At 59.2% G+C, this 21,609-nt stretch carries 23 protein-coding genes; 9 read left to right on the top strand and 14 right to left on the bottom strand.

Features of this window, described 5'->3' with window-relative positions; all coding sequences use genetic code 11:
- Positions 1–72: 72 nt before the first annotated feature.
- Together DBR44_RS05765 and DBR44_RS05760 are read left to right on the top strand one after the other, a co-directional pair.
- The gene (locus tag DBR44_RS05765; RefSeq protein WP_124642915.1) at positions 73–492 is read left to right on the top strand and encodes a CidA/LrgA family protein; all 420 of its coding nucleotides are present in this window, start codon (positions 73–75) and stop codon (positions 490–492) included.
- A gap of 1 nt (position 493) precedes the next feature.
- Positions 494–1,177, top strand: a complete 684-nt coding sequence (locus DBR44_RS05760; protein ID WP_233578388.1) for an LrgB family protein — start codon at positions 494–496, stop codon at positions 1,175–1,177.
- A 203-nt stretch (positions 1,178–1,380) separates the two neighbouring features.
- Here DBR44_RS05760 and DBR44_RS05755 read toward each other — a convergent pair whose 3' ends face one another.
- Both DBR44_RS05755 and DBR44_RS05750 read right to left on the bottom strand, forming a co-directional pair.
- Positions 1,381–2,040, bottom strand: a complete 660-nt coding sequence (locus DBR44_RS05755; RefSeq protein ID WP_168190918.1) for an OmpA family protein — start codon at positions 2,038–2,040, stop codon at positions 1,381–1,383.
- A gap of 129 nt (positions 2,041–2,169) precedes the next feature.
- Complete coding sequence (locus tag DBR44_RS05750; protein WP_158613564.1) at positions 2,170–2,799, bottom strand: putative metalloprotease CJM1_0395 family protein; 630 nt, start codon at positions 2,797–2,799, stop codon at positions 2,170–2,172.
- Positions 2,800–3,158: 359 nt separating this feature from the next.
- On the opposite strand from DBR44_RS05750, the gene DBR44_RS05745 reads away from it, so the two are divergent.
- Positions 3,159–3,644 carry an acyl-CoA thioesterase gene (locus DBR44_RS05745; RefSeq protein WP_059287108.1) on the top strand — a complete coding sequence of 162 codons (486 nt, stop codon included), beginning with the start codon at positions 3,159–3,161 and terminating at the stop codon, positions 3,642–3,644.
- A gap of 41 nt (positions 3,645–3,685) precedes the next feature.
- Positions 3,686–4,363: a TIGR01621 family pseudouridine synthase gene (locus tag DBR44_RS05740; RefSeq protein WP_124642909.1), complete on the top strand. Its 678-nt coding sequence runs from the start codon at positions 3,686–3,688 to the stop codon at positions 4,361–4,363.
- Here DBR44_RS05740 and DBR44_RS05735 read toward each other — a convergent pair.
- The 5 genes from DBR44_RS05735 to DBR44_RS05715 all read right to left on the bottom strand — a co-directional run bounded on the left by DBR44_RS05735 (position 4,360) and on the right by DBR44_RS05715 (position 9,591).
- Positions 4,360–5,166, bottom strand: a complete 807-nt coding sequence (locus tag DBR44_RS05735; protein WP_124642907.1) for a ChbG/HpnK family deacetylase — start codon at positions 5,164–5,166, stop codon at positions 4,360–4,362. The genes DBR44_RS05740 and DBR44_RS05735 overlap by 4 nt on opposite strands.
- Positions 5,163–5,552 carry a GtrA family protein gene (locus tag DBR44_RS05730; protein WP_124642905.1) on the bottom strand — a complete coding sequence of 130 codons (390 nt, stop codon included), beginning with the start codon at positions 5,550–5,552 and terminating at the stop codon, positions 5,163–5,165. The genes DBR44_RS05735 and DBR44_RS05730 overlap by 4 nt, the downstream gene beginning before the upstream one ends.
- Positions 5,549–6,559, bottom strand: a complete 1,011-nt coding sequence (locus DBR44_RS05725; RefSeq protein ID WP_124642903.1) for a glycosyltransferase family 2 protein — start codon at positions 6,557–6,559, stop codon at positions 5,549–5,551. Before DBR44_RS05725 ends, DBR44_RS05730 begins: the two co-directional genes overlap by 4 nt.
- A gap of 17 nt (positions 6,560–6,576) precedes the next feature.
- Entirely contained in the window at positions 6,577–8,049 is a 1,473-nt protein-coding gene (locus tag DBR44_RS05720) for a glycosyltransferase family 39 protein (RefSeq protein WP_124642902.1), read from the bottom strand.
- 165 nt (positions 8,050–8,214) lie between these two features.
- Entirely contained in the window at positions 8,215–9,591 is a 1,377-nt protein-coding gene (locus DBR44_RS05715; RefSeq protein WP_124642900.1) for a peptide MFS transporter, read from the bottom strand.
- A 211-nt stretch (positions 9,592–9,802) separates the two neighbouring features.
- On the opposite strand from DBR44_RS05715, the gene DBR44_RS05710 reads away from it, so the two are divergent.
- The 4 genes from DBR44_RS05710 (at position 9,803) to DBR44_RS05695 (ending at position 13,558) form a co-directional block, all read left to right on the top strand.
- On the top strand, positions 9,803–10,408 hold the full coding sequence (locus DBR44_RS05710; RefSeq protein WP_124642898.1) for a LemA family protein: 606 nt from the start codon (positions 9,803–9,805) through the stop codon (positions 10,406–10,408).
- Positions 10,409–10,467: 59 nt separating this feature from the next.
- Positions 10,468–11,271, top strand: coding sequence for a YgcG family protein (locus DBR44_RS05705; protein WP_233578386.1), 804 nt, complete (start codon positions 10,468–10,470; stop codon positions 11,269–11,271).
- Complete coding sequence (locus tag DBR44_RS05700; protein ID WP_124642894.1) at positions 11,271–11,771, top strand: TPM domain-containing protein; 501 nt, start codon at positions 11,271–11,273, stop codon at positions 11,769–11,771. Before DBR44_RS05705 ends, DBR44_RS05700 begins: the two co-directional genes overlap by 1 nt.
- 395 nt (positions 11,772–12,166) lie before the next feature.
- Positions 12,167–13,558, top strand: coding sequence for a tryptophanase (locus DBR44_RS05695; protein WP_124642892.1), 1,392 nt, complete (start codon positions 12,167–12,169; stop codon positions 13,556–13,558).
- Between the two features lie 62 nt (positions 13,559–13,620).
- Here the strand turns inward: DBR44_RS05695 and DBR44_RS05690 are convergent, their stop codons facing one another.
- The 7 genes from DBR44_RS05690 to ccoN all read right to left on the bottom strand — a co-directional run bounded on the left by DBR44_RS05690 (position 13,621) and on the right by ccoN (position 19,323).
- Complete coding sequence (locus DBR44_RS05690; RefSeq protein WP_158613563.1) at positions 13,621–14,031, bottom strand: YbaY family lipoprotein; 411 nt, start codon at positions 14,029–14,031, stop codon at positions 13,621–13,623.
- On the bottom strand, positions 14,028–14,555 hold the full coding sequence (locus tag DBR44_RS05685) for a FixH family protein (RefSeq protein WP_124642888.1): 528 nt from the start codon (positions 14,553–14,555) through the stop codon (positions 14,028–14,030). The genes DBR44_RS05690 and DBR44_RS05685 overlap by 4 nt, the downstream gene beginning before the upstream one ends.
- Before the next feature lie 3 nt (positions 14,556–14,558).
- Positions 14,559–16,004, bottom strand: coding sequence for a cytochrome c oxidase accessory protein CcoG (ccoG, locus tag DBR44_RS05680; RefSeq protein ID WP_124642886.1), 1,446 nt, complete (start codon positions 16,002–16,004; stop codon positions 14,559–14,561).
- Between the two features lie 147 nt (positions 16,005–16,151).
- A complete protein-coding gene (gene ccoP, locus DBR44_RS05675; RefSeq protein WP_124642884.1) occupies positions 16,152–17,066 on the bottom strand; it encodes a cytochrome-c oxidase, cbb3-type subunit III in 915 nt (304 codons plus the stop codon).
- Entirely contained in the window at positions 17,063–17,257 is a 195-nt protein-coding gene (locus tag DBR44_RS05670) for a CcoQ/FixQ family Cbb3-type cytochrome c oxidase assembly chaperone (protein WP_045845631.1), read from the bottom strand. The genes ccoP and DBR44_RS05670 overlap by 4 nt, the downstream gene beginning before the upstream one ends.
- 3 nt (positions 17,258–17,260) lie before the next feature.
- Positions 17,261–17,875, bottom strand: a complete 615-nt coding sequence (gene ccoO / locus DBR44_RS05665) for a cytochrome-c oxidase, cbb3-type subunit II (RefSeq protein WP_059285217.1) — start codon at positions 17,873–17,875, stop codon at positions 17,261–17,263.
- Between the two features lie 20 nt (positions 17,876–17,895).
- Positions 17,896–19,323, bottom strand: a complete 1,428-nt coding sequence (ccoN, locus tag DBR44_RS05660) for a cytochrome-c oxidase, cbb3-type subunit I (RefSeq protein ID WP_124642882.1) — start codon at positions 19,321–19,323, stop codon at positions 17,896–17,898.
- Positions 19,324–19,781: 458 nt separating this feature from the next.
- On the opposite strand from ccoN, the gene DBR44_RS05655 reads away from it, so the two are divergent.
- The gene (locus DBR44_RS05655) at positions 19,782–21,563 is read left to right on the top strand and encodes a M61 family metallopeptidase (protein ID WP_124642880.1); all 1,782 of its coding nucleotides are present in this window, start codon (positions 19,782–19,784) and stop codon (positions 21,561–21,563) included.
- Positions 21,564–21,609: the final 46 nt, after the last annotated feature.

The raw sequence follows: 21,609 nt of genomic DNA, 5'->3' as shown, positions 1-21,609 counted from the left end.
TAATTCATTTTTTGAATGAAATGGTGGCGACTATACTCGATTCACGTTTCCTGGTTGCGGAGTGACCGGATCATGAAAAACCTGCCGAACATTGCCGTCAAGCAAAGCCTGTCCACGCTGTCGCAAGTGGTACTGCTCAGTCTGGTGTGGCTGCTGGCCAGCCGCCTGAGCCATTACTTCCTGCCTGCGGTGCCCGCTGGTGTGCTGGGCATGTTCCTGGTATTGGGCGCATTGGCGCTGGGCTGGTTGCCCCTGTCCTGGTGCAAGAGTGGCGCGCGCTGGCTATTGGCCGAGATGTTGCTGTTTTTCATTCCGGCCACGGTTGCCGTGGTGCAGTATCCGCAGTTGCTGGGCAGCATCGGTCTGCGCATCGTGCTGGTGATCCTGTTGTCTACCGTACTGGTGATGACAGTGACTTCGCTGGTGGTGGATGCCGGCTACAAGTTTGAAATCCTGCTGAAGCGTCGCAAGCGACAGCATGGAGTGTCCTGAGATGGAAAACCTGCTGGCTTTTGGCTGTCTGGTGTTGACGCTGGTCTTGTACTGGCTGGCCAAGACGCTGTACCGCCGTACTGGCAACTGGTGGAGCGCACCATTGCTGGCGGTTCCCTTGCTGGTGATTGGCGCTGTGGTGGCCGGGCATATTCCCTACCACACCTATTTTCAGGATACGCACTGGCTGAGCTGGTTGCTTGGCCCGGCTACGGTAGCGTTTGCCATCCCGATTTACGAGCAGCGCCAGGTTATCCGCAAGCATGCGCTGTCGCTCAGTTGCGGTGTGCTGGTGGCGATGCCGGTGGCGGTATTGAGTTCGGTGTGGCTGGCGCGGGCTTTTGGTTTGTCCGAGCTGCTGCAGAAAAGCCTGGCACCACGGTCGATCAGTACACCGTTTGCCATGGCGACGGCATCCAGCATCGGTGCCTCGCCCGACCTGACTGCCGTGTTCGTGGTGATTACCGGTGTAGCCGGGATGCTGCTGGGTGAATTGATGCTGATGCTGCTGCCGCTGCGGTCGCGTCTGGCCAAAGGGGCCTTGCTGGGTGCTGCCGCACATGGTGCCGGCACCGCCAAGGCCAATGAGCTGGGAGCGGAAGAAGGCGTGGTAGCCAGCCTGACCATGATGCTGGGTGGCATTGCCACGGTGTTTGCCGCGCCATTGATTGCCTGGTTCGTCTAATACAGAGCGGACCCAAGATTTCTCTGTAGTAAGCCCATGCCATCGGGAGTGGTGTGTGGTGTCTCTCCTCTTGTTGTACTCCCATACGAGCGTTGTTCGGGCTGACCCTATCCGGTCAGCCCATTTTTTTGCCTATTGTCCGCCCCTTATAGCAAAACACCCGGTATGGCCGGGTGTGGTGGTGTGAGGCTGTTTGCGCCTGACTATGCCGCCTGGTCCGGCGTAATCAGCACTTCGACCCGGCGGTTCTTGCTGCGGCCTTCTATGGTGGCATTGCTGGCTACCGGCTGGCTGGGGCCAAAACCCATGGTGCGAATACGCACGGTGTTGACGCCCTTGGTTGCCAACTGGTCGGTAACGGCCTGGGCGCGCTTCTCGGACAGGGTCTGGTTATAAGCTGCCGGCCCCGTGCTGTCGGTGTGCCCGGCGACGGTAATGCTGGTGTCGGTGTACTGCACCAGCACGGCGGCGATATCGCTCAGCGGCTGCTGCGCGGCGCTACCCAGCTGGAAGCTGTTGGTGGCAAAGGTGACGTTGTCCGGCAGCGACAGCTTGATCTGATTGCCTACGCGCTCAACACCAATTCTGGTGTTGGCCAGTTTTTCCCGCAGTTTCTTTTCCTGATTGTCCATATACGCACCAACGCCAGCACCGATGGCACCGCAGGCCAGTGCCGAGTTGCGGGCGCCGACGCTGCCGTGGGTGGCGGCACCGATCAGGCCGCAGGTCACCGCACCGCCAATGCCGTACAGCGCAGCCTTGTTGATTTCGGTCTGACCGGTTTGCGGGTTGGTGGTGCAGGCACTGGTAGCGATAGCCAGCACCAGCGTACACAGCATGGCTGGCTGCGACAGGCGATTCATCATCAAAACATCTCCGGAAGCTGAACAGTCATGATGGCCGCGCGGGCGCATCATGCTGCAAAGCAGGCATTCTAATACGGGCAAGCTGCCAGGGGATGAAATGTTGGTCGGGTAGACCGTGACAGGGTCTCAGGCAAAAGTATCGACCGCCCGGCCCTTGCTGCTGGCCTGCGGGTTGGCGATGGCGGCAAAAATCGCCTTGGCGGTATCGATGGCGGGGTTGTGCTGGGCTTGCTGCAGTTGCTGTTGCTGCTGTTTGTCGATTTCGGACTGGGCTTGCTGTGCCATTTGTTCGGCTGCGGCCGCCACGGCACGGTCCTGGCCGGAAGGGTCGGTCGGGGCGAGCGCCGCTGCAGCCACCTGTCTGGCATTGCGCAGCGTTTCCTCTGGGCTTTGTCCACCGGCCAGCCGGATGCTGACTTCACCGCCTATGGCATATTGCTTGCCATCGGGGCCTTCCTGATAGCTGTAGCTGGCCCCGCCACTGACCAGAGCGCCACCGGTCGCCATGTGGGCTTGCTCGTGCTGGCGGACATCGGTATCACGCGAGCGCAATTCATCCAGCTGCTTTTGCTGGTCGGGGCTGAGGGTCTGACCGCTGTAAATGGCGGAAGGGGAGGGTGGTGTCACGCCAGGTACCGGGGTGGCAATCGCGGCCATGCGCGCCGCCGTGCACGTCGGGCAGCTGCATGCCGGGCCGTGTTGCAGCCCGCTGCTGATTGGGTAGCCAGTGCTGGCGGAGAGGGAAGAAATGCTCATGATTTGCACCATCCTGAACATTTTCAGTGTAGTGCATGGTGCTGTTCGATTCATTGAATAAAAAGATTATTTGCTGGGTTTTTCAAGAGCTTGTGGCTTGTCTGCATGATGGGTAAGGGCCAGACCAACTCCCGCATTGCTGCGGCAAGGTGGCTATGGTTTCTGGCCGGTCAGCATGGCTGCTTGGCGTATGGGCCGCATGTCGAACGCGACACTGCGCAGTGGCTGCGGCAGAATGGCGGAACATTGCTTAAGTTCGATCCAGCCAGAGCACGCCATTGGGCTAAGCGCTGGACACAAGGCATTGGCTCGCTATGCGTGATGCCACCACAATGAATAACGGTAAGGAAAGCAGGGATATGCAAGATCAGGCAGCACAGGAAAACCAGCGTGAACTGGTGATGTCGGTATTGATGATGCCGGACATGGCCAATTTTTCCGGCAATGTGCACGGCGGTGTGTTGCTCAAGCTGCTGGACCAGGTGGCGTACGCCTGTGCCAGCCGCTATGCCGGGCGCTATGTGGTGACCCTGTCGGTAGACCAGGTGCTGTTCAAGCAGCCTATCCATGTGGGCGAACTGGTTACCTTCATGGCCAGCGTCAACCATGTTGGCCGCACTTCGATGGAGATCGGCATCAAGGTGGTGGCCGAGGATATCCAGCGGCGCAGTGTGCGCCATACCAATAGCTGCTACTTCACCATGGTGGCCTTTGAAGATGGCAAGGCGGTGGCCGTGCCGCCATTGAGCCTGGACACCGACGAGCAGAAAAAGCGCTTCCGCGATGCCGAGATCCGCAAGAAGCTGCGCATGGAAGCCCAGCAAAAAACCAGCGATCCCTGCTGAGCGGGTAGAATGCCGGCTTTGTCCTGCTGGTGTTTCTGGCCATGTTTACCCTGCTGCATACCGACCCACGTTTTTACCTGATCAACAAGCATGCCGGCGTCAGCTTTCATCGCGAGGGCGAAGAGGCCGGCCTGCTGGAGGGCGTGCGGTCGGCCTTGCAGGACGAGGCGCTGTGGCCGGTGCACCGGCTGGATCGCATTACCTCGGGGCTGATCCTGCTTGCCCGTTCCAGTGAGGTGGCCAGCCAACTGGGGGCAGCCTTTGCCGCGCATCAGGTGGAGAAATATTATCTGGCGCTGTCAGATCGCAAGCCGCAGAAAAAACAGGGGCTGATCAAGGGCGATATGGACAAGGGCCGTGGTGGGGCGTGGCGGCTGCTGGGCAGTCAGGCCAATCCGGCGATTACCCAGTTTTTCAGCTTTTCGGTACAGCCCGGTCTGCGCCTGTTCCTGTTGCGGCCACATAGTGGCAAGACCCATCAGCTGCGCGTGGCGCTGAAATCGCAATCGGCACCGATTCTGGGAGACACCCTGTATGGCGGCAGCGCGGCAGATCGTGGTTATCTGCATGCCTATGCGCTGCGCTTCAGTCTTGATGGCGACGATTTCGCCTTTGTCTGCCCGCCGGAGCAGGGTGAGCAGTTTGTCAGCCCGGCCTTGCAGGCCTGCATGGCCCGCGAGGTCGCTACTCCGTGGGCGCTGGCCTGGCCCCGGCTTTAATTCCTGAATTTCCCCAGCTGTACACCCGCTTCGCGGCAGGCATCGGCAAAAGCTGTGCTGCCCAGATGGCAGTATTCCACAGCACGGGCAGCGGCGATCCGGTCGCTGGCATCGTCTGCCGGCAGGCCGGGGTGACACATCATCAGGCCACCATCCGGGCAGGCGTTCAGCCATTGCTGCATCAGCGTGGCAAAACCGGCTTCCGCTTGTAGCGCATACAAGCCGGCAAACCAGCGATTGCACACCAGCCCGTGCTGGCTAGCCGCCTGGGCAAAGCCGCGACATACCATTTGCAATACCACAGCCTTCAGACGGCTGTCGCCGGGATGGCCCAAGTGGTCCGGTGCGCGCAGATAGGGCTTGCGGCTGTCTGTCCAGCGCAGGGCGATGGCAGCGAACAGGGCGTCGCGCACTACCGGCAGCGCATGCACATGCTGGTGGCCATCGATAAAGTCCGGCAGGCGTCCAAAGTGCTGGCTGAACAGGTCGATCTGTTGCAGCAGGCTGTCCAGCAAGGTCTGATACGGCAGGCAGCGCAGCTGGCTGAGCAGCAGCCAGTGCGACAAGGGCTTGATCAGCTGCCGCTCGCGGGCGAAATCATGGGTGAGATTGAAATGCAGGCCGATGTCGGCTTGCTGCTGCAGCTCGGACAGTGGCGCGGCGAGGCCGGGCCAGTGCGGCGACTGCGTCATCACGCTGGTGGCCGACAGCCGGCCAGCCTGCAGCAGGTCGAGAATGCCCTGGCTGATGGCCGGTGACTGGGCGAAGTCATCCGCACACAGGGTGAGGCGACGTGTGCTCATGCCGGCTGTGCCTTGCCCGAGAAAGCCCACAGCTTGCTCAGGACAAAGGTGAACACGGCCACGCTGCCCAGCACGATCAGCAAGGCGATACGGTAATCCAGCGCAGTAAAGTGCAAGAGCAGGAAATACATGGCTTCGTTCAGGGCAAAGCTGAGGCAGGACACCATGAAGAAGCGTGGCAAGGCCTGGCGATGCGGCACATGGCCGGCTTCGAAGGTTTTATGGCGATGTCCCCAGTAGCTGATCTGGAAGGCCAGCAGAAAGGCGACAATATTGGCCAGCAGCGGCGGCAGGCCGGCGGGTACCAGCAGGCAGGCCACCAGCAGGAAATGCACCAGCATGGCACTGACGCCGACCACGCCAAACCAGAACAGCTCGCGCTTCATGGCTTGTCCTGTTCGGCGCGGCTGACGCGGCTGAGCAGATAAATGGGGCGCTGCTTCACTTCGCTGAAGATGCGGCCGATGTACTCGCCCAGAATGCCGATGGACAGCAGCTGCACCCCGCCAAGAAAGGAAATGGCCACGGCCAGCGTCGGCCAGCCTGGCTGGTCGTTACCGAACAGCAGGGTGTGAATCAGCTCCCAGCTGGCATACAGAATGGAGGCCAGCGAGATGGCGCTGCCAATCAGCGTCCATATCCGCAGCGGTACATTGGAGAAGGCGGTCAGACCGGTCAGCCCCAGATTGAGCAGGCTGAAGAAGTTGAAGCTGCTCTTGCCGGCCCGGCGTTCCTCGGTATGGGTTTCCACCGGCAACTGGGTAAAGCCTACCCAGTTATACAGGCCCTTCATGAAGCGGTTGCGCTCCGGCATCTGGCGCAGGGCATCCAGCACGCAGCGGTCCATTACACGGAAGTCCTGGGTGTTTTCCGGAATCTTGTGCCGCGCCCCGCTGTTGAGCAGGGTATAGAACACGCGGGTAAACAGCCGCTTGCCCAGGGTTTCGTTATCGCGACTGGAGCGCACGCTATAGACCATGTCGTAGCCGGCGCGCCATTGTCGCAGGAACTCCGGCACCATTTCCGGCGGATGCTGGAAATCGCTGTCGATCAGCACCGCCACATCGCCGTGGGCATGGTCGATGCCGGCGGTGAGCGCCAGTTCCTTGCCGAAATTGCGGGACAGCTGCAGCAGGGTGACCGGCAGTAGTTCAATCTGGCTCATCACCTGCTGTACGGTGTCGTCGCGGCTGCCGTCATCCACCACGATGAATTCATGGCGAAAGCCGGCCTCGCTCAGCAAGCCATGCAGGGTCTGCAGCATGGGAACGATGTTTTCGCTCTCGTTGTAAGCCGGCAAGATGCAGCTGACCAGCGGGTCGGCCGGGCGGTCTGCGGCGCGCTGCTGCAGCAGATAAGGTGGTACGAAGGCGCGGGGTGGCGTAGCGGTCATCGGCGTCTCCTGGCTTGTCATGGTGTGGCGTCGGCGCCCTTGGCGCGTAACAGCAACATGTGGTCTTTCATCACTTCAAAGCTGGCCACCGGCTGGAAGCGGGCGGCCACAGCAGCCGGAAGGCTGGGCAGATCGCGCTGCTCGGTGACGATGAAGCGGTTGTGCGGGGCGGCCAGCAGCTGCAGTAGCTCAGCCGGCTTGTTGGTGGTGACCACCTTGCCCTCGCTGTAGAACTCGGCTGAAAACTCGCGGCGGCTATCCCAGTAGATCAGCTTGCTGCCGGCAGCCGGGTGTTGCTGCTGCCAGGCTGTGATGACCTGCTGCTGGGTGCGGAAGTAACGTTGCCCCTGGCTCCATTGCAGGCCGACAGCAATCAGCAACAGCAGCCCGGAGGCCAGTGCCAGCCAGGGCAGGCTGCTGCCCTGTTGTGGCTGGCGTCCAGCTTGCCACAGCGTGGCAAACAGCAAGGCACAACCTGGCAGCATGGGCAGCGGATAGGGGAAGATGATATTGCCGGAGATGGTGAAGAACAGCAGCGTCATCAGGCTCCACAGCAGCACATACAGCCGCCAGCCGTCGCCATCCTTGCTCAGGCCGAGTGCCTGCTTGCCATGGCGTGCCAGCCAGACCAGCATGGCCAGCGACCACGGGAAGATCGCCCCCAGCCAGTACAGCCAGATCATGCCGCGCGGCGTCGCGTGGGCATAGCCGTACTTGTCGCCCTTCCAGCCGGGGTCGAGAAAGCGGCTGACATGCTCGCCCATGATGAAGTAATTGAGAAAGCCGGGAGTGCGGTATTCCGCCAGCAGATACCAGGGCAGGGCAATGGCCAGCATCAGCAGGCTGCCGCTGATCCACGGCAGGCGCTGCCACAGGGCTTTCCAGTCATTACGCAGCAAGGTCCAGACAAAAATCGGCATGCCGACCAGTACGATGGCCAGCGGTCCCTTGGCCAGCAGGCCCAGACCAAGGCCAACGAAAAACAGGTAGTTCCACAGCTTGCCGCGTCCTTGCATGGCATGCCAGAAGGCTAGTTGGGACAGTGCCACGCAGAACATCAGAGCCGGATCGGTCATGACGGTGCCGGCCGCACCGAAGAACAGCAGGCTGCCGGCCAGAATCAGGATAGAGGCGAGTGCCGCATCGCGCCCCAGGCGCTGACGGGCGGCATCGGCCACCAGCCACAGTACCGCCAGTGACAGCAGTAATGCGGGCAGGCGGGCGGCAAGCGGATTCACACCGAATAGCCCCATGCTGGCGGCCGAGGTCCAGGTGGATAGCGGCGGTTTGGCCCAGAACGGTATGCCGTAGTCGTGCCACAGCGTGACCCAGTTGCCAGTTTCCAGCATCTTGCGGGCGATTTCGGCGTAGCGCGCTTCGGTGGTGTCGGTCAGTGGAATGGCCCACATCGCCAGCAGGCGAATCAGCAGCAGGGCAAACAGTGCATAGGTGGCAAATCGCTGCCAGCGGGTATCGGAGGACGGTCTCATGTAGTCCAGTCAGCACGCCGCAGGGCGGCCGGGGAAGTCGGAAAAAACCCGCACAGCTTACCATGCCCGCCTTGTTTTAGTCTTAAGCGCCGCCGTCCGCCCATGCAAAAACGCCGCCCTGAGGCGGCGTTTCAAGATGGCAGGCCAGCTTGGCCCAGCATGGATTTACTGCAGGCCGTGCATCATTTTCTTCAGCTTGCTCGACAGCAGGAACAGAATCAGCGAACCGACCCCCGCCATGGCGACGAACACCATGAAAAAGTCATGCAGATTGTTGATGCTGTAGCCCAGCAGGTGCGGGGCCGGCTTGGTCGGGTCCGGATAGAGTTCGGACAGTGTGCCGGCCAGCTTGTTGGCGGCGGCATTGGACAGGAACCAGATACCCATCATCAGGCTGGTAAAGCGTGCGGGCGACAATTTGACCACCAGCGACAGGCCGATGGGCGACAGGCACAGCTCACCAAAGGTGTGCAGCATATAGAGGCTGACCAGCCACAGCATGCTGACCTTGACGCCGGGTTCCAGCCCATCCACGCCAAAGGCGATGACCAGATAGCCAATCGCCAGGAACAGCAGGCCGCAGGCCATCTTGACCGGCGAGGTCGGCTCGCGGCCCTGCTTGCCCAGCATGGTCCACAGCATGGCGAACAAGGGGGCGAAGATCACGACCGAGATCGGGTTGATCGACTGGAAGTAAGAGGCGGGGACGGTAAAGCCCAGCAGGCTGCGATTGGTCTGTTCTTCGGCAAAGAAGGTGAGCGAGGCACCGGCCTGTTCGAAGGCGGACCAGAAGAAGATGACAAAGGCTGACACGATCAGGATGACGGCCAGACGCTCTTTTTCCACCCGGGTCAGCGGTGCATGCACCACTTTTTCACCGCTGGCGTGGTGACGTGCCGGTGCCATGCCGATGGGTTTGCCCTCTGGGGTGACCAGGTATTTGTTCTTGAACAGGCTGAATACCAGCAGGCTCAGCAGCATGCCGAAGCCCGCTGCCATGAAGCCCCATTTGAAGTCGCCCGGATGACCGGTGTCGCCCAGCGTGCCGCAGATCAGCGGGGCCATCAGCGAACCGGCATTGATGCCCATGTAGAAAATGGTAAAGGCCGAATCCACCCGCTTGTCGTCCGGTGCATACAGCTGGCCCACCATGGAGGAAATATTCGGCTTGAACAGGCCATTGCCGGCAATCAGCAGGCCCAGGCCACCGTACAGCAGCCAGGAAGCCATCGGTACATTGCTGTCGTGCAGGTTGCCAGAGAAGAACAGCATGAACTGGCCACAAGCCATCAGCACGCCGCCAGCCAGAATGGAGCGGCGATTACCCCAGTAGCGGTCGGCGATATAACCGCCGATCAGCGGTGTAAGATAAACCAGCCCGGTATAGGTACCATAGATGTCGGCGGCGTGTGCCTTGTCGAACATCAGGGCCTTGATCATGAACAGGACAAAGATGGCGCGCATGCCGTAGTAGCTGAAGCGCTCCCACATCTCCGTGACAAAGAGCAGGTACAGCCCTTTGGGGTGGGATCTGGAGGTCATAAAGATTTCCTTGTGTAGCTGGGGAAGTCACTCTGCGGTGACGTGTTGTAGTGTTTTATTGCCAGTTTTTCTGGCAGGCGGCGATAGTAGCGACAAAATCTACAGTTGTGGAAGATTTATTTGCGGATTACTGCTCTTGTTGGTGATTATAAGGTTATTCGAATATTCTATGTTTGATATTAGGCAAGTATTTCAATCGAAAGGAAATTTCATGCTGAAAAAGTGGCTGATCACCCTGTTGCTGCTGTCTGGCCTGACCGGCTGCGGCTACAACACCATGCAGACCCAGGACGAGGCTGCCAATGCGGCCTGGTCGGAAGTCGTCAACCAGTACCAGCGCCGGGCCGACCTGATCCCCAATCTGGTCAACACGGTGAAAGGCTACGCCAGCCATGAAAAAGACGTGCTGACCCAAGTGACGGCAGCGCGCTCGCGGGTGGGCAGCATCCAGCTGGATGCCAGTACCGCGACCGACCCGAAAAAGCTGAATGATTACGCAGCGGCGCAACAGCAGCTGGGCTCGGCGCTATCGCGCTTGCTGGTAGTGTCGGAAAACTATCCGCAGTTGAAAGCCGACGGTGCCTTCCGTGATTTGCAGGCCCAGCTGGAGGGCACGGAAAACCGTATTGCGCTGGCGCGCAAACGCTATATCGATGCCATCCAGTCGTATAACAGCACGGTGCGTACTTTCCCCGGCAACCTGACGGCCATGGCCTTCGGCCTGAAAACACGGCCGAACTTTACCGTGGAGAACGAGAAAGCCATTGCGGCAGCGCCGGCCGTGAGCTTCGGTCAGCCTGCTTCGGCCGGGCAGTAAACATGCGGCCCCTGTTCTGGTGTTTGTTATGGCTATGCACTGCTGTGCTGGGCTCGCTTGTGCTGGGATCACTTGCCTTGGCACAGCAGCCCTTGCCTGCGCCCAGCGCGCCCTTGATTGATACGGCGGGTTTCCTGAGCGCGAGCGAACAGCAGCAGCTCAAGCAGCAATTGCTCGATTTTCACCAGCAGCAGGGTAGCCAGCTGGCGGTGCTGATCGTGCCGAGCATCGCCCCGGAGACGCCCTTCGATTACGGCACTCGTGTGATGGAAAGCTGGAAGCTGGGCCGCAAGGGTGTGGATGATGGTGTGTTGTTGCTGATCGTGGCCAATGAACACCAGACACAGCTGCTGGTGGGGCGTGGGCTGGAAGGGCCGATTCCGGACGCAGTGGCAAAGCGCATTCTGCAGGACACGCTCAAACCCAAATTGCAGGCAGGGCAAAGGCTGGAGGGCATCATGCTGGCGGTCGGGCAGATCGAGGGCCTGATCAAGGGTGAAGCTTTGCCTCCCCCCAAATCCACGACCCATGCTGCCGGCAGCATCGAGGACAATCTTCCCCTGCTGGGCTTTATCGCCCTGTTTGGCGGTGGTGTGCTCACCCGGATGTTTGGCCGGCTGATCGGTAGCTTTATTGCCGGTTGTGCAGCCATCGTGCTGACCTTGTTACTGGGCGGCGGCGTGTTGCTGGCTTTGCTCTCCGGCGTGCTGGCTGCGGTATTTGCCCTGTTGCTGGGCAGTCACGGCATTGTGTTGGGAGGCGGCGGCGGAGGAGGCTGGGGCGGTGGCGGTGGCCGCAGTGGCGGCGGCTGGTCGGGCGGCGGTGGTGATTTTGGTGGCGGTGGTGCTTCGGGGAACTGGTGATGAGGCATTGGAAAAAAGCATGGCAAAACCTGCGCAGCACCGGCTGGCAGGCTCGGCGATTGTTTCCGCAAGCCAGTGTGCAGCAACTGGAGCAGCAGATTGCCTTGTCCGAGCGCGAACATGCCGGACAGCTGCGCTTTGTGCTGGAGTCGGCACTGGACTGGCAGCTGGCCTTGCACGGCATGACAGCGCGTGAGCGCGCCTTGCAATGGTTTGGCCAGTTGCGTATCTGGGATACCGAGCACAATAGTGGGGTGCTGGTGTATGTCCTGCTGGCAGAGCGGCGCATCGAAATCATTGCCGACCGTGGCATAGACCGCCGGGTGCCAGCACAAGCCTGGCAGGACATTTGCGCCGGCATGCAGCAGTCGTTTGCGGTGGGTGATTATATGGATGGTTTGCAGCAGGGCTTGTGGCGCATTCATGCTCTGCTCATCGTGCATGCTCCGGCACATGGGCCGCACGCTAATGAGCTGCCGGATACGGTGATCGTGCGCTGAGTGCTGGCGCAGTACCGGCCGGATGCCGGTGAAGCTGTCTGGGTGGCCGGTTGACAATTTTCTTGCCGGCCGCAATGGCTGGTAGTAATCTGGCTCCGCCATCCGGCTCTGATTTTTACTAAGGTGTTGTTGCATGAACACGTTGGCATGCTTGAACCGGGCGGCTGCCAACCACGGCAGCCTGCCGAAAAACTGGTTTACTCTCGATATCGTGCTGGCCTACGACTTCCCCCGTCGTTGATCTCCCCACGTAGCGGCTCCGCGCCAGCTACGTTCTGTTGCATTCATTCTTTATATTCTGAATTGACAGCTTTGGCCTTGTTGCGTCCAGATCACTGCCCTGGCGGGTAGTCGTCTGTGGCTTATGCATGCGGCCAGGGCAGGGAGTATCACGCATGGCACGTCGCATTCCTGAACCGTTCCGCATCAAAATGGTTGAACCGATCAAACAAACCACCCCTGAATATCGCCGTAGCGCACTGGCCGAGGCAGGCTGGAACCCTTTCCTGTTGCGTGGCGAAGATGTCTATATCGACCTGCTGACCGATAGCGGCACCGGTGCCATGTCAGACCGGCAATGGGCCGGGTTGATGATGGGAGACGAGGCCTATGCCGGCAGCCGCAATTATTTTCATCTGGCCGATACCGTCAGGGAGTTGTTCGGCTATCAGCACACCATTCCTACGCACCAGGGCCGTGGTGCGGAGCAGATTCTGTTCCCCGAATTGGTCAAGCGCTGCCGTGGCAGCCAGCCGGTGTTTATTTCCAATTACCATTTTGATACCACCAAGGCGCATGTCGAAATTGCCGGTGCCCGTGCCATCAATGTGCTGACGCCGCACGCGCTGGATACCGAAACCGCTTATGACTGGAAAGGGGATTTCGACCTGCCGCGTCTGGCCGAGGTCATTGCCAGCGAAGGGGCCGAGAATATTGCCGGGCTGATCATTACGGTGACCTGCAATAGCGCCGGCGGCCAGCCGGTTTCCATGCCGAATATGCGTGCGGCCAGTGCGCTGGCGCGCCAGCATGGCATCCCGGTGATTATCGATGCGGCCCGTTTTGCCGAAAATGCCTGGTTTATCCGTCAGCGCGATCCGGACTACGCCGGTCAGTCCATTGAAGCCATCGTGATGGAAATGTTTGGCTATGGTGACATGCTGACCATGTCGGCCAAGAAAGACGGACTGGTGAATATCGGTGGCCTGTGCTGCTTCAAGGACGATGCCGATCTCTTCCGTGCGGTGCAGGTACGCTGTGTGCCGATGGAGGGCTTTGTTACCTACGGTGGCCTGGCCGGCCGCGATATGGAGGCGCTGGCCATTGGCTTGAAAGAGGGGCTTGATCCGGCATATCTGACCTATCGCATCGGCCAGGTGGAGTATCTGGGCGAACGGCTGCGCGAAGGTGGTGTGCCCATCCAGTACCCGACTGGTGGCCATGCGGTGTTTGTCGATGCCAAGCGCCTGCTGCCGCATATTCCGGCTGCACAGTTTCCGGCACATGTACTGGCGTGTGAGCTGTATCTGGAGGGTGGGGTACGCGGGGTGGAGATCGGTTCGCTGCTGCTGGGGCGCAATCCGCAAACCGGCGAGCAGGAAGCCTCTCCGCTGGAACTGCTGCGGCTGACCATTCCGCGCCGGGTGTATACCAACGACCACATGGACTACATCGCCGACTGCCTGATCGAAGTCAAACAGCGTGCCGCCAGCATGCGTGGCCTGACCTTTGAATATGAACCGCCCATCCTGCGTCATTTCATGGCCCGGTTGAAGCCGCTGGCCTGATCGCTATCGCAATAAAAAATGGCTGCCATTGGCAGCCATTTTCTTGGTGTGGCTAGTCGAGCCTACTTGATCAATTCCACTTGCAGCTGTGGCATGCCGCTGCTGAAAGCATTGACCCGGCTGGTGTTTTGCAGTCGCAGTTCACCGTCGACATACACCTGGGCCTGCAGGCTGTAACTGCCGCCACTTTGGATGGCGTGCTTGTCATAGCACAGCGAGAAGGCCAGCGGGAAGGCTTTGGGCTTTTCCAGTGTCTGCTCTGCCAGCAGACGTGCCGGCGCATCAGCCTGGCCATTGTCGTCCAGCAGTCGTACCCGGACCAGTGTGGTGGCCAGCGGCAGCTTCAACGACGGTGCTTTGAGCACCACGCTGCCGTTGAGGTATTGCGGCTGATAGCCATGGCTGGCACAGCCAGCCAGCACGGCCAGCAGGCCGGCTGCCAGCAAGCTACGCCGTGTGCTACGGCCCATCATTCCACGGCCTCCAGCTTGGGTTTGCCCAGCATCACCACCGGGCCTTGTTCCGGCTTCCATTCCGCCTGTACCCGCCACTGATTGCCCTTGTCTTCCAGCTGTGCATACCAGTGATTGGCCTTGACCAGATCCTTGGCAAAGCTGCCGCTGTACTGATTGGCGGCAATCTTGTGCATGTCGGCGGCCACGTCGTAATCATCCTGCGCCGGGTGAATCAGCTTCAGGATCAGCACATCCGGCAGGGCCTGCTTGCTGGTGGTGTTGACGGTGACGCTGCGGCCATCGCTGCTGAACATGACCTGGGCCGTAATGCCCATGGCGGCTGCGGCCGTGTTGCGACGCAGTTCCATATTGATGGCCTTGCCCTTGTTGTAGTAGTCGTCGGTTACCAGGCCATCATCGGTCTTGATGGCGGTGGTGATGTAAAGCGAACCGACGATGACGGCAGCCAGTGGAAAGCTGATCAAAAACCATACCCAGGGCTCTTTATACCAGGGGCGGGAAACAGGACTGCTCAGTTGCATGACTTACTCTCCGATGAAGCTGGATTTTTCTTCCACATGCAGAACCGGGCTGCTGACCGTTTCTACCTTGAAGTGGATCTCGTGGCTGCCCTTGGTGGCAACCTGGGGATCGGCCTGCACGCGAACACCGAAGCTTTCGGTTTCAGTTGCCTTCACCTTGAGGTGCTTGCTGTCGCTTTGCAGCTTCAGGTCGGGCATGCCGTCTACCGAGATTTTAAACTCTTGATCGCGTTCTGTGGTGTTGATGATCTTGATGGTATAGGCATTTTCCAGCAGGCCGGCATCGGTCTCTTTCACCAGCGAGGCACGGTCACGCAAGATGTCCACCTTGAAGGGTTTGCGCATGGCCAGTGAACCCAGTGCAGCACCCAATACAATCAGCAGCACCACCGTGTACATGATCACACGCGGGCGGCGCAGGTGTTTGACGATGTCTTTTTCCGGGTATTTGCCTTCCAGCGCGTTTTCCGTGGTGTAACGGATCAGGCCGCGCGGGTAGCCCACCTTGTCCATCACTTCGTCACAGGCATCGATACAGGCGGCACAGCCGATGCATTCGTATTGCAGGCCGTTGCGAATGTCGATGCCAACCGGGCAGACCTGTACGCAGATGCCGCAGTTGACGCAGGAACCGAGGCCTTGCTGCTTGAAGTCGACGCCTTTTTTGCGGGCACCACGCGGTTCACCACGGGCTTCGTCATAGGAGATGATCAGGGTGTCGGCATCGAACATCACGCTCTGGAAGCGGGCATAGGGGCACATATACTTGCACACTTGCTCGCGCATGAAGCCGGCCAGCAGGTAGGTGAATCCGGCATAGAAGAAGATCCAGAAGCTTTCCCACGGGCCATAGTCGAAGGTGGGCATGGCCTTGACCAGATCGCGGATGGGGGTGAAATAACCCACCAGCGAGAAGCCGGTCCACAGGCAGAACAGAATCATCAATGCGTGTTTGGTGAGTTTGAGCCTGATCTTGCGCAGGCTCATCGGGGCATTGTCCAGCTTGATGCGCTTGTTGCGGTCGCCTTCCACCCATTGCTCAATCCACAGCATGATCTCGGTGTAGACGGTTTGCGGACAGGAGTAGCCACACCACAGGCGGCCGGCAATGGTGGTCCAGACAAACAGACCAAAGGCACAGCTCATGAGCAGGGCGGCGAGGTAAACGAAGTCCTGCGGCCAGATGGTCAGGCCAAAGATATAGAACTTGCGGTTCACCATGTCGAAGAACAGCGCCTGCCGGCCATTCCAGGTCAGCCAGGGCAGGCCCAGGAAGGCCAGTTGGGTGCCGAGTACGAAAAGAATACGCCAGTTGTTGAAGATCCCTTTGACGCTACGCGGGTAGATCTTTTTTTGTGCCTCGTACAAGGACACGGTTTCCGGAGCGGCCTTGTGGGAGGGGGGAGTGTGTTCTACTTTGACCGGTATATCTTTGAGCGAATCAGACATGGTGTTTCCCTGAAGAGGATTTCGCAAAGTTCACTCTCAACATGGACTTTGCGCAAGCCTCTTGCCAGCTTTTTCATTATACCGAATTATATATTAATTGTCATAAAGCATACTGCCCGCTTGCGCGGGCAGTATGTCAGCTAAGGCTTACTGCGCCTTGGCGTTGTTGGACAGGCCCCATACATAGGCTGCCAGCAAGTGAACCTTGCCATCGCCCAGGAAGTCCTTCCAGGCCGGCATCTGGTTGTTGCGACCATTGGTGATGGTCTCGATGATGGTCTTTTCAGTACCACCATACAGCCAGATGTTGTCGGTCAGGTTAGGTGCACCCAGTTGCTGGTTACCCTTGCCATCCGGGCCGTGGCAGGCCGCGCAGATGGTGGCAAAGGTTTCCTTGCCACGGCTGGCGCGTTCGGCATCATGCTTCTTGCCGGACAGCGACATCACGTAGTTGGCGGCATCCTTGACCTTCTCTTCACCCAGTGCAGCACCCCAAGCCGGCATCTGGCCATGGCGACCAGCCTGAATGGTGGTTTCGATGGTTTTCGCATCGCCACCCCACAGCCAGTCGTTGTCGGTCAGGTTCGGGAAGCCCTTGGCTCCGCGTGCATCAGAGCCGTGGCACTGTACGCAGTAGGTCTGGAACAGGCGCTTGCCCATTTCCTGTGCCTTGGGATCAGCCGCAACGGCCTTCAGATCCTGTTTCAGGTAGTTGTCGTACAGGGGCTGGTATTTGGCTTCGGCTTGTGCGCGTTCTTCCTTGTACTGACCAACGGAAGTCCAGCCACGAATACCTTGCCATTTGCCCAGGCCCGGGTAGAGCACCAGATAGCAGGCACCGAAGATCAGCGTGATGTAGAACATCAGCATCCACCAGCGCGGCAGAGGATGGTTGTACTCCTCCAGATCGCCATCCCATACATGACCCATGGTCTTGACCTGCTCACCCTTGTTGACCGTGGTCTTGGATTGGGTGAACAACAGCAGGGACAGGCCAACAAAACCTGCAACCACGATGGCCGTGATCCAGATGCCCCAGAAATCGCTTACGAAATCACTCATTGTTTTGCTCCGTTAGAAGCCGACTCATGGTTATCGGCCTCCTGCACCTTGTCGTCGTCGAGAAAGGGCACATTGGCCGCTTCATCGTACCGGTTCTTTGAGCGCCTGCTGTAGGCAATGAACAACACCAGAATAAAGAAGGTGAAGCACATTACGGTGAAGGCAGAGCGCCCAATCGTTACCCAGTCCATGACTTAGCGAACGTTCTTCAGTGCAAGACCCAAGCCCTGCAGGTATGCAATCAGGGCATCCATTTCCGACTTGCCTTCGACCTGAGCCTTGGCTTCGGCGATATCCTTGTCGGTATAGGGAACGCCTACGCTGCGCAGCGCTTCCATTTTCTTCGGCATGATTTCGGCGTCAGCCAGGTTCTTGGACAGCCACGGGAAGGCCGGCATGTTGGATTCCGGTACCACGTCACGCGGATTGGTCAGGTGAACACGGTGCCATTCGTCGGAATAGCGACCGCCTACACGAGCCAGGTCCGGACCGGTACGCTTGGAGCCCCACTGGAAGGGGTGGTCGTAGACCGACTCGCCCGCAACGGAGTAGTGACCATAGCGCTCGGTTTCGGCGCGGAAGGGACGGATCATCTGGGAGTGGCAGTTGTAGCAGCCTTCACGGATGTAGATGTCACGGCCAGCCAGTTGCAGTGCGGTATAGGGCTTGACGCCTGCTACCGGCTGGGTCGTGGACTTCTGGAATGCCAGCGGCAGGATTTCTACCAGGCCGGCAAAGCTGATCACGATCAGCGTGAACACGATGAGATAGCCTACGTGTTCTTCAATCAGTTTCTGGATCTTTTCCATGTTCTTCTACCTTTATCCGCTTAAGCGTGAGCCGATGCGTTAACAGCCGGGATCTTGGCGTCAACAGCGCGGCCACCAGCTACGGTGCGGAAGGTGTTGTAGGCCATCAGCAGCATACCGCTCAGGTACAGCGTACCACCCAGGAAACGTACGAAGTGGTAGGGGTACGTTGCTTTCACGGCTTCAACAAAGGCGTAAGTCAGGGTGCCGTCGGCATTCAGGGCGCGCCACATCAGGCCTTGGGTCACACCCGAGATCCACAGTGCGGCGATGTACAGCACCACGCCTACGGTAGCCAGCCAGAAGTGAGCTTCGATCAGTTTCACGCTGTGCATGGACTCGCGGCCAAACAGACGCGGCAGCAGGTAGTACATGGAACCGATGGTGATGAAGCCTACCCAGCCCAGGGCGCCGGAGTGCACGTGACCGATGGTCCAGTCAGTGTAGTGCGACAGGGCGTTGACGGTCTTGATGGACATCATCGGGCCTTCGAAGGTGGACATACCGTAGAAGGACAGGGAAACCACCAGGAACTTCAGTACCGGATCGGTACGCAGCTTATGCCAGGCACCGGACAGGGTCATGATGCCGTTGATCATGCCACCCCAGCTCGGAGCCAGCAGCACCAGGGAGAACACCATGCCGATGGATTGGGTCCAGTCAGGCAGCGCGGTGTAGTGCAGGTGGTGAGGACCAGCCCACATATAGGTGAAGATCAGCGCCCAGAAGTGCACCACGGACAGACGATAGGAGTAAACCGGACGGCCAGCCTGCTTCGGAACGAAGTAGTACATCATGCCCAGGAAGGCGGCGGTCAGGAAGAAGCCTACGGCGTTATGGCCATACCACCATTGCACCATGGCATCCACGGCACCGGCGTACACGGAGTAGGACTTGGTCAGGGAGACCGGTACGAAGGCGCTGTTGACGATGTGCAGCAGGGCTACCGCCAGGATAAAGGCACCATAGAACCAGTTGGCTACATAGATGTGCTTTACCTTGCGGATGGCGATGGTGCCGAAGAATACGATGGCATACACCACCCAGGTCACGGCGATCATCAGTTTGATCGGCCATTCCAGTTCGGCGTATTCCTTGCCGAAGGTATAACCCAGCGGCAGGGTGATGGCAGCAAGGACGATGATCAGCTGCCAGGCCCAGAAGGTAAAGGCGGCAAGCTTGTCCGAGATGAGTCGTACGTTACAGGTGCGCTGCACGACGTAGTAGGAAGTGGCAAACAGGCCGCAACCGCCAAAGGCGAAAATCACGGCGTTGGTGTGCAGCGGGCGCAAACGACCAAAGTGGAACCAGGGCCCAAAATTGAGCTCCGGCCACACCAATTGGGCCGCAATGATGACGCCCACCAGCATGCCTACAATGCCCCAGACTACGGTCATGATGGCAAACTGGCGCACCACCTTATAGTTATAAGTGGATTGCGTTTCCATTTAGGGTTTTCTCCAAGGTTGCTAACTTAGAACGTGACAAACCATGGCGACTTGATTTCCTGCCCACTGCCCCAAGCTGTAGTTGACAGGAAAGCCGCAGGGGAATCTGATCATTTTCAGATTAGTAAAGCGTTTGACCCGTGCTGACAATTTGCTGCCAAAAAAACTTGGCAAATCATGTCAGACACACGCTTTTTCCCCATTTATTCAGCGAGGCATTCTAAAGCAAATACCCATGACGGGCCAGTTGATTAGTATGCTCGCGGGATTTTTACGTCCACCATTTTCTTGATTTCAAGCGAGCGGGCCGCAGGTGCTGAACACCTGATGCCGCTTACTGGGGATTATATTGTCATGTCAGTGCAAGCCCTTGACTTAGGTCAAATCGCCATCGGCCACGACGACTGTATGGACCCGGTGCTAAAATCTGCTGTTTCCGCCCCATCTTCAGGCAGATCATGACCGCCCCAGTTCACTATTCCATCCGTCCGTGCTCACCGCAAAGCCATTGCTTCGAGATTACGCTCAAGGTTGCCAAGCCCGCCAAGAAGGGGCAAGTGTTTACCTTGCCGGCGTGGATTCCCGGCAGTTATCTGATCCGTGAGTTTTCCCGTCATATCGTCAGCATTCAAGCGAGCAGTGCTGGCAAAGAGGTTGGGCTATGCAAGCTGGACAAACACACTTGGCAGGCCGAGCCGGTGGCCGGCAGCCTGACGCTGGTGTATCAGGTCTACGCCTATGATCTGTCAGTGCGGGGTGCTTATCTGGATGAAGAGCGTGGCTTCTTCAATGCCAGCAGCGTTTTCCTGGCGGTAGAGGGATACGAGTCGGTAGCCTGCACGGTGGAGATCCGAGCGCCCAAGGGCAAGGCATTCGCTGACTGGAAAGTAGCCAGCAGCCTGCCGGCGCTGGAGACCGACCGCAATGGTTTCGGCGTGTACCGTGCCGGCGATTACGATGAGCTGCTGGATCACCCGGTGGAGCTGGGGGCGTTTCAGTCGGTCAGCTTCAAGGCCTGCGGCGTGCCGCACCAGTTTGTGGTGTCCGGGCGTTTCCGTGGCGACCTCAAGCGCCTGGCGCGCGACACCAAGAAAATCTGTGAACACCAAATCAAGCTGTTCGGCACCCCCGCACCTTTTGATCGCTATGTTTTCATGCTGTATGTCGGCAAAGACATCTACGGCGGGCTGGAGCATCGCGCCTCGACTGCCTTGGTCGCCAACCGCGACGATTTGCCGCAAGCGGCAGATGAAGCGATCTCGGATGGCTACCTCAAGCTGCTGGGACTGATCAGCCATGAATACTTCCACAGCTGGAATGTAAAACGGATAAAACCCGCTGCCTTCAGCCCTTATGACCTGAGCCGCGAGGGCTATACTCGCCTGCTGTGGGCATTCGAGGGCATTACCTCCTATTACGATGATCTGACTCTGCTGCGCTGCGGCCTGATCGACAGCAAGCGCTATCTTGGCCTGCTGGCGCAGACCATCAGCGGAGTCGAGCGCGGTGCCGGTCGCCTCAAGCAGACGCTGGAAGAATCCAGCTTTGATGCCTGGACCAAATACTATCGCCAGGATGAAAACAGCCCCAACAGCATCGTCAGCTACTACACCAAGGGCTCGCTGGCGGCGCTGGCGCTGGATCTGACCATCCGCCAGCAGAGGGATGGCCGCCAGTCGCTGGATGACGTGATGCGTGCCTTGTGGCAAAAGTGGCAGGCCGATGGCCAGGGGCTGGCGGAAGACGAGTGGGAGCAGATTGCCCAGAAGGTCACCGGCCTGGACTTGCAGGCCTTCTTCGACAGCGCCTTGCGCTCCACGGCAGATCTGCCCTTGGCCAACTTGTTGGCAACGCAGGGGCTGGACATGTGCTGGGACTACGCGGATCATGCCGGCGATGCAGGGGGTGTCGGCCCGGTGGCAGCAGACCGTCGGCCACGTGCCAGCCTTGGCGTGAAGACCGCTGCGGACCCGCTGGGCCTGCGGCTGGTCAACGTACTGGATGGCAGCGCAGCACAGCAGGCTGGTCTGGCTGGCGGAGACATACTGATTGCACTGGATGGCCTGAAAGTGGCTGATCTGGACAAGATGCTGGCACGCTATGGCGTGGGGGAAACCGTGACCCTGCATCTGTTCCGCCGCGATGAGCTGCTGGTGCGGGATGTCAGTTTGCAAGCCGTGCCACGGACATGCTGCCGTTTGCAGCTGCTGGGCGAGGAGGCCGGCTGGCTGCGTGGCTAAGGCATTCAGCCACTGGATAGTGCACCCATAACCGGACCGGGGCGGC

Source organism: Aquitalea sp. FJL05 (genome assembly GCF_003852595.1).
Taxonomy (GTDB): Bacteria; Pseudomonadota; Gammaproteobacteria; order Burkholderiales; family Chromobacteriaceae; genus Aquitalea; species Aquitalea aquatilis.
Note: the sequence above shows the minus strand (reverse complement) of the source record. Positions and strands in the feature narration are given on the sequence as shown.

Coding starts and splice junctions, on each gene's coding strand:
- DBR44_RS05765 (WP_124642915.1), top strand. CDS start 73: ATGAAAAACCTGCCGAACATTGCCGTCAAGCAAAGCCTGTCCACGCTG.
- DBR44_RS05760 (WP_233578388.1), top strand. CDS start 494: ATGGAAAACCTGCTGGCTTTTGGCTGTCTGGTGTTGACGCTGGTCTTG.
- DBR44_RS05755 (WP_168190918.1), bottom strand. CDS start 2,040: ATGAATCGCCTGTCGCAGCCAGCCATGCTGTGTACGCTGGTGCTGGCT.
- DBR44_RS05750 (WP_158613564.1), bottom strand. CDS start 2,799: ATGAGCATTTCTTCCCTCTCCGCCAGCACTGGCTACCCAATCAGCAGC.
- DBR44_RS05745 (WP_059287108.1), top strand. CDS start 3,159: ATGCAAGATCAGGCAGCACAGGAAAACCAGCGTGAACTGGTGATGTCG.
- DBR44_RS05740 (WP_124642909.1), top strand. CDS start 3,686: ATGTTTACCCTGCTGCATACCGACCCACGTTTTTACCTGATCAACAAG.
- DBR44_RS05735 (WP_124642907.1), bottom strand. CDS start 5,166: ATGAGCACACGTCGCCTCACCCTGTGTGCGGATGACTTCGCCCAGTCA.
- DBR44_RS05730 (WP_124642905.1), bottom strand. CDS start 5,552: ATGAAGCGCGAGCTGTTCTGGTTTGGCGTGGTCGGCGTCAGTGCCATG.
- DBR44_RS05725 (WP_124642903.1), bottom strand. CDS start 6,559: ATGACCGCTACGCCACCCCGCGCCTTCGTACCACCTTATCTGCTGCAG.
- DBR44_RS05720 (WP_124642902.1), bottom strand. CDS start 8,049: ATGAGACCGTCCTCCGATACCCGCTGGCAGCGATTTGCCACCTATGCA.
- DBR44_RS05715 (WP_124642900.1), bottom strand. CDS start 9,591: ATGACCTCCAGATCCCACCCCAAAGGGCTGTACCTGCTCTTTGTCACG.
- DBR44_RS05710 (WP_124642898.1), top strand. CDS start 9,803: ATGCTGAAAAAGTGGCTGATCACCCTGTTGCTGCTGTCTGGCCTGACC.
- DBR44_RS05700 (WP_124642894.1), top strand. CDS start 11,271: ATGAGGCATTGGAAAAAAGCATGGCAAAACCTGCGCAGCACCGGCTGG.
- DBR44_RS05695 (WP_124642892.1), top strand. CDS start 12,167: ATGGCACGTCGCATTCCTGAACCGTTCCGCATCAAAATGGTTGAACCG.
- DBR44_RS05690 (WP_158613563.1), bottom strand. CDS start 14,031: ATGATGGGCCGTAGCACACGGCGTAGCTTGCTGGCAGCCGGCCTGCTG.
- DBR44_RS05685 (WP_124642888.1), bottom strand. CDS start 14,555: ATGCAACTGAGCAGTCCTGTTTCCCGCCCCTGGTATAAAGAGCCCTGG.
- ccoG (WP_124642886.1), bottom strand. CDS start 16,004: ATGTCTGATTCGCTCAAAGATATACCGGTCAAAGTAGAACACACTCCC.
- ccoP (WP_124642884.1), bottom strand. CDS start 17,066: ATGAGTGATTTCGTAAGCGATTTCTGGGGCATCTGGATCACGGCCATC.
- DBR44_RS05670 (WP_045845631.1), bottom strand. CDS start 17,257: ATGGACTGGGTAACGATTGGGCGCTCTGCCTTCACCGTAATGTGCTTC.
- ccoO (WP_059285217.1), bottom strand. CDS start 17,875: ATGGAAAAGATCCAGAAACTGATTGAAGAACACGTAGGCTATCTCATC.
- ccoN (WP_124642882.1), bottom strand. CDS start 19,323: ATGGAAACGCAATCCACTTATAACTATAAGGTGGTGCGCCAGTTTGCC.
- DBR44_RS05655 (WP_124642880.1), top strand. CDS start 19,782: ATGACCGCCCCAGTTCACTATTCCATCCGTCCGTGCTCACCGCAAAGC.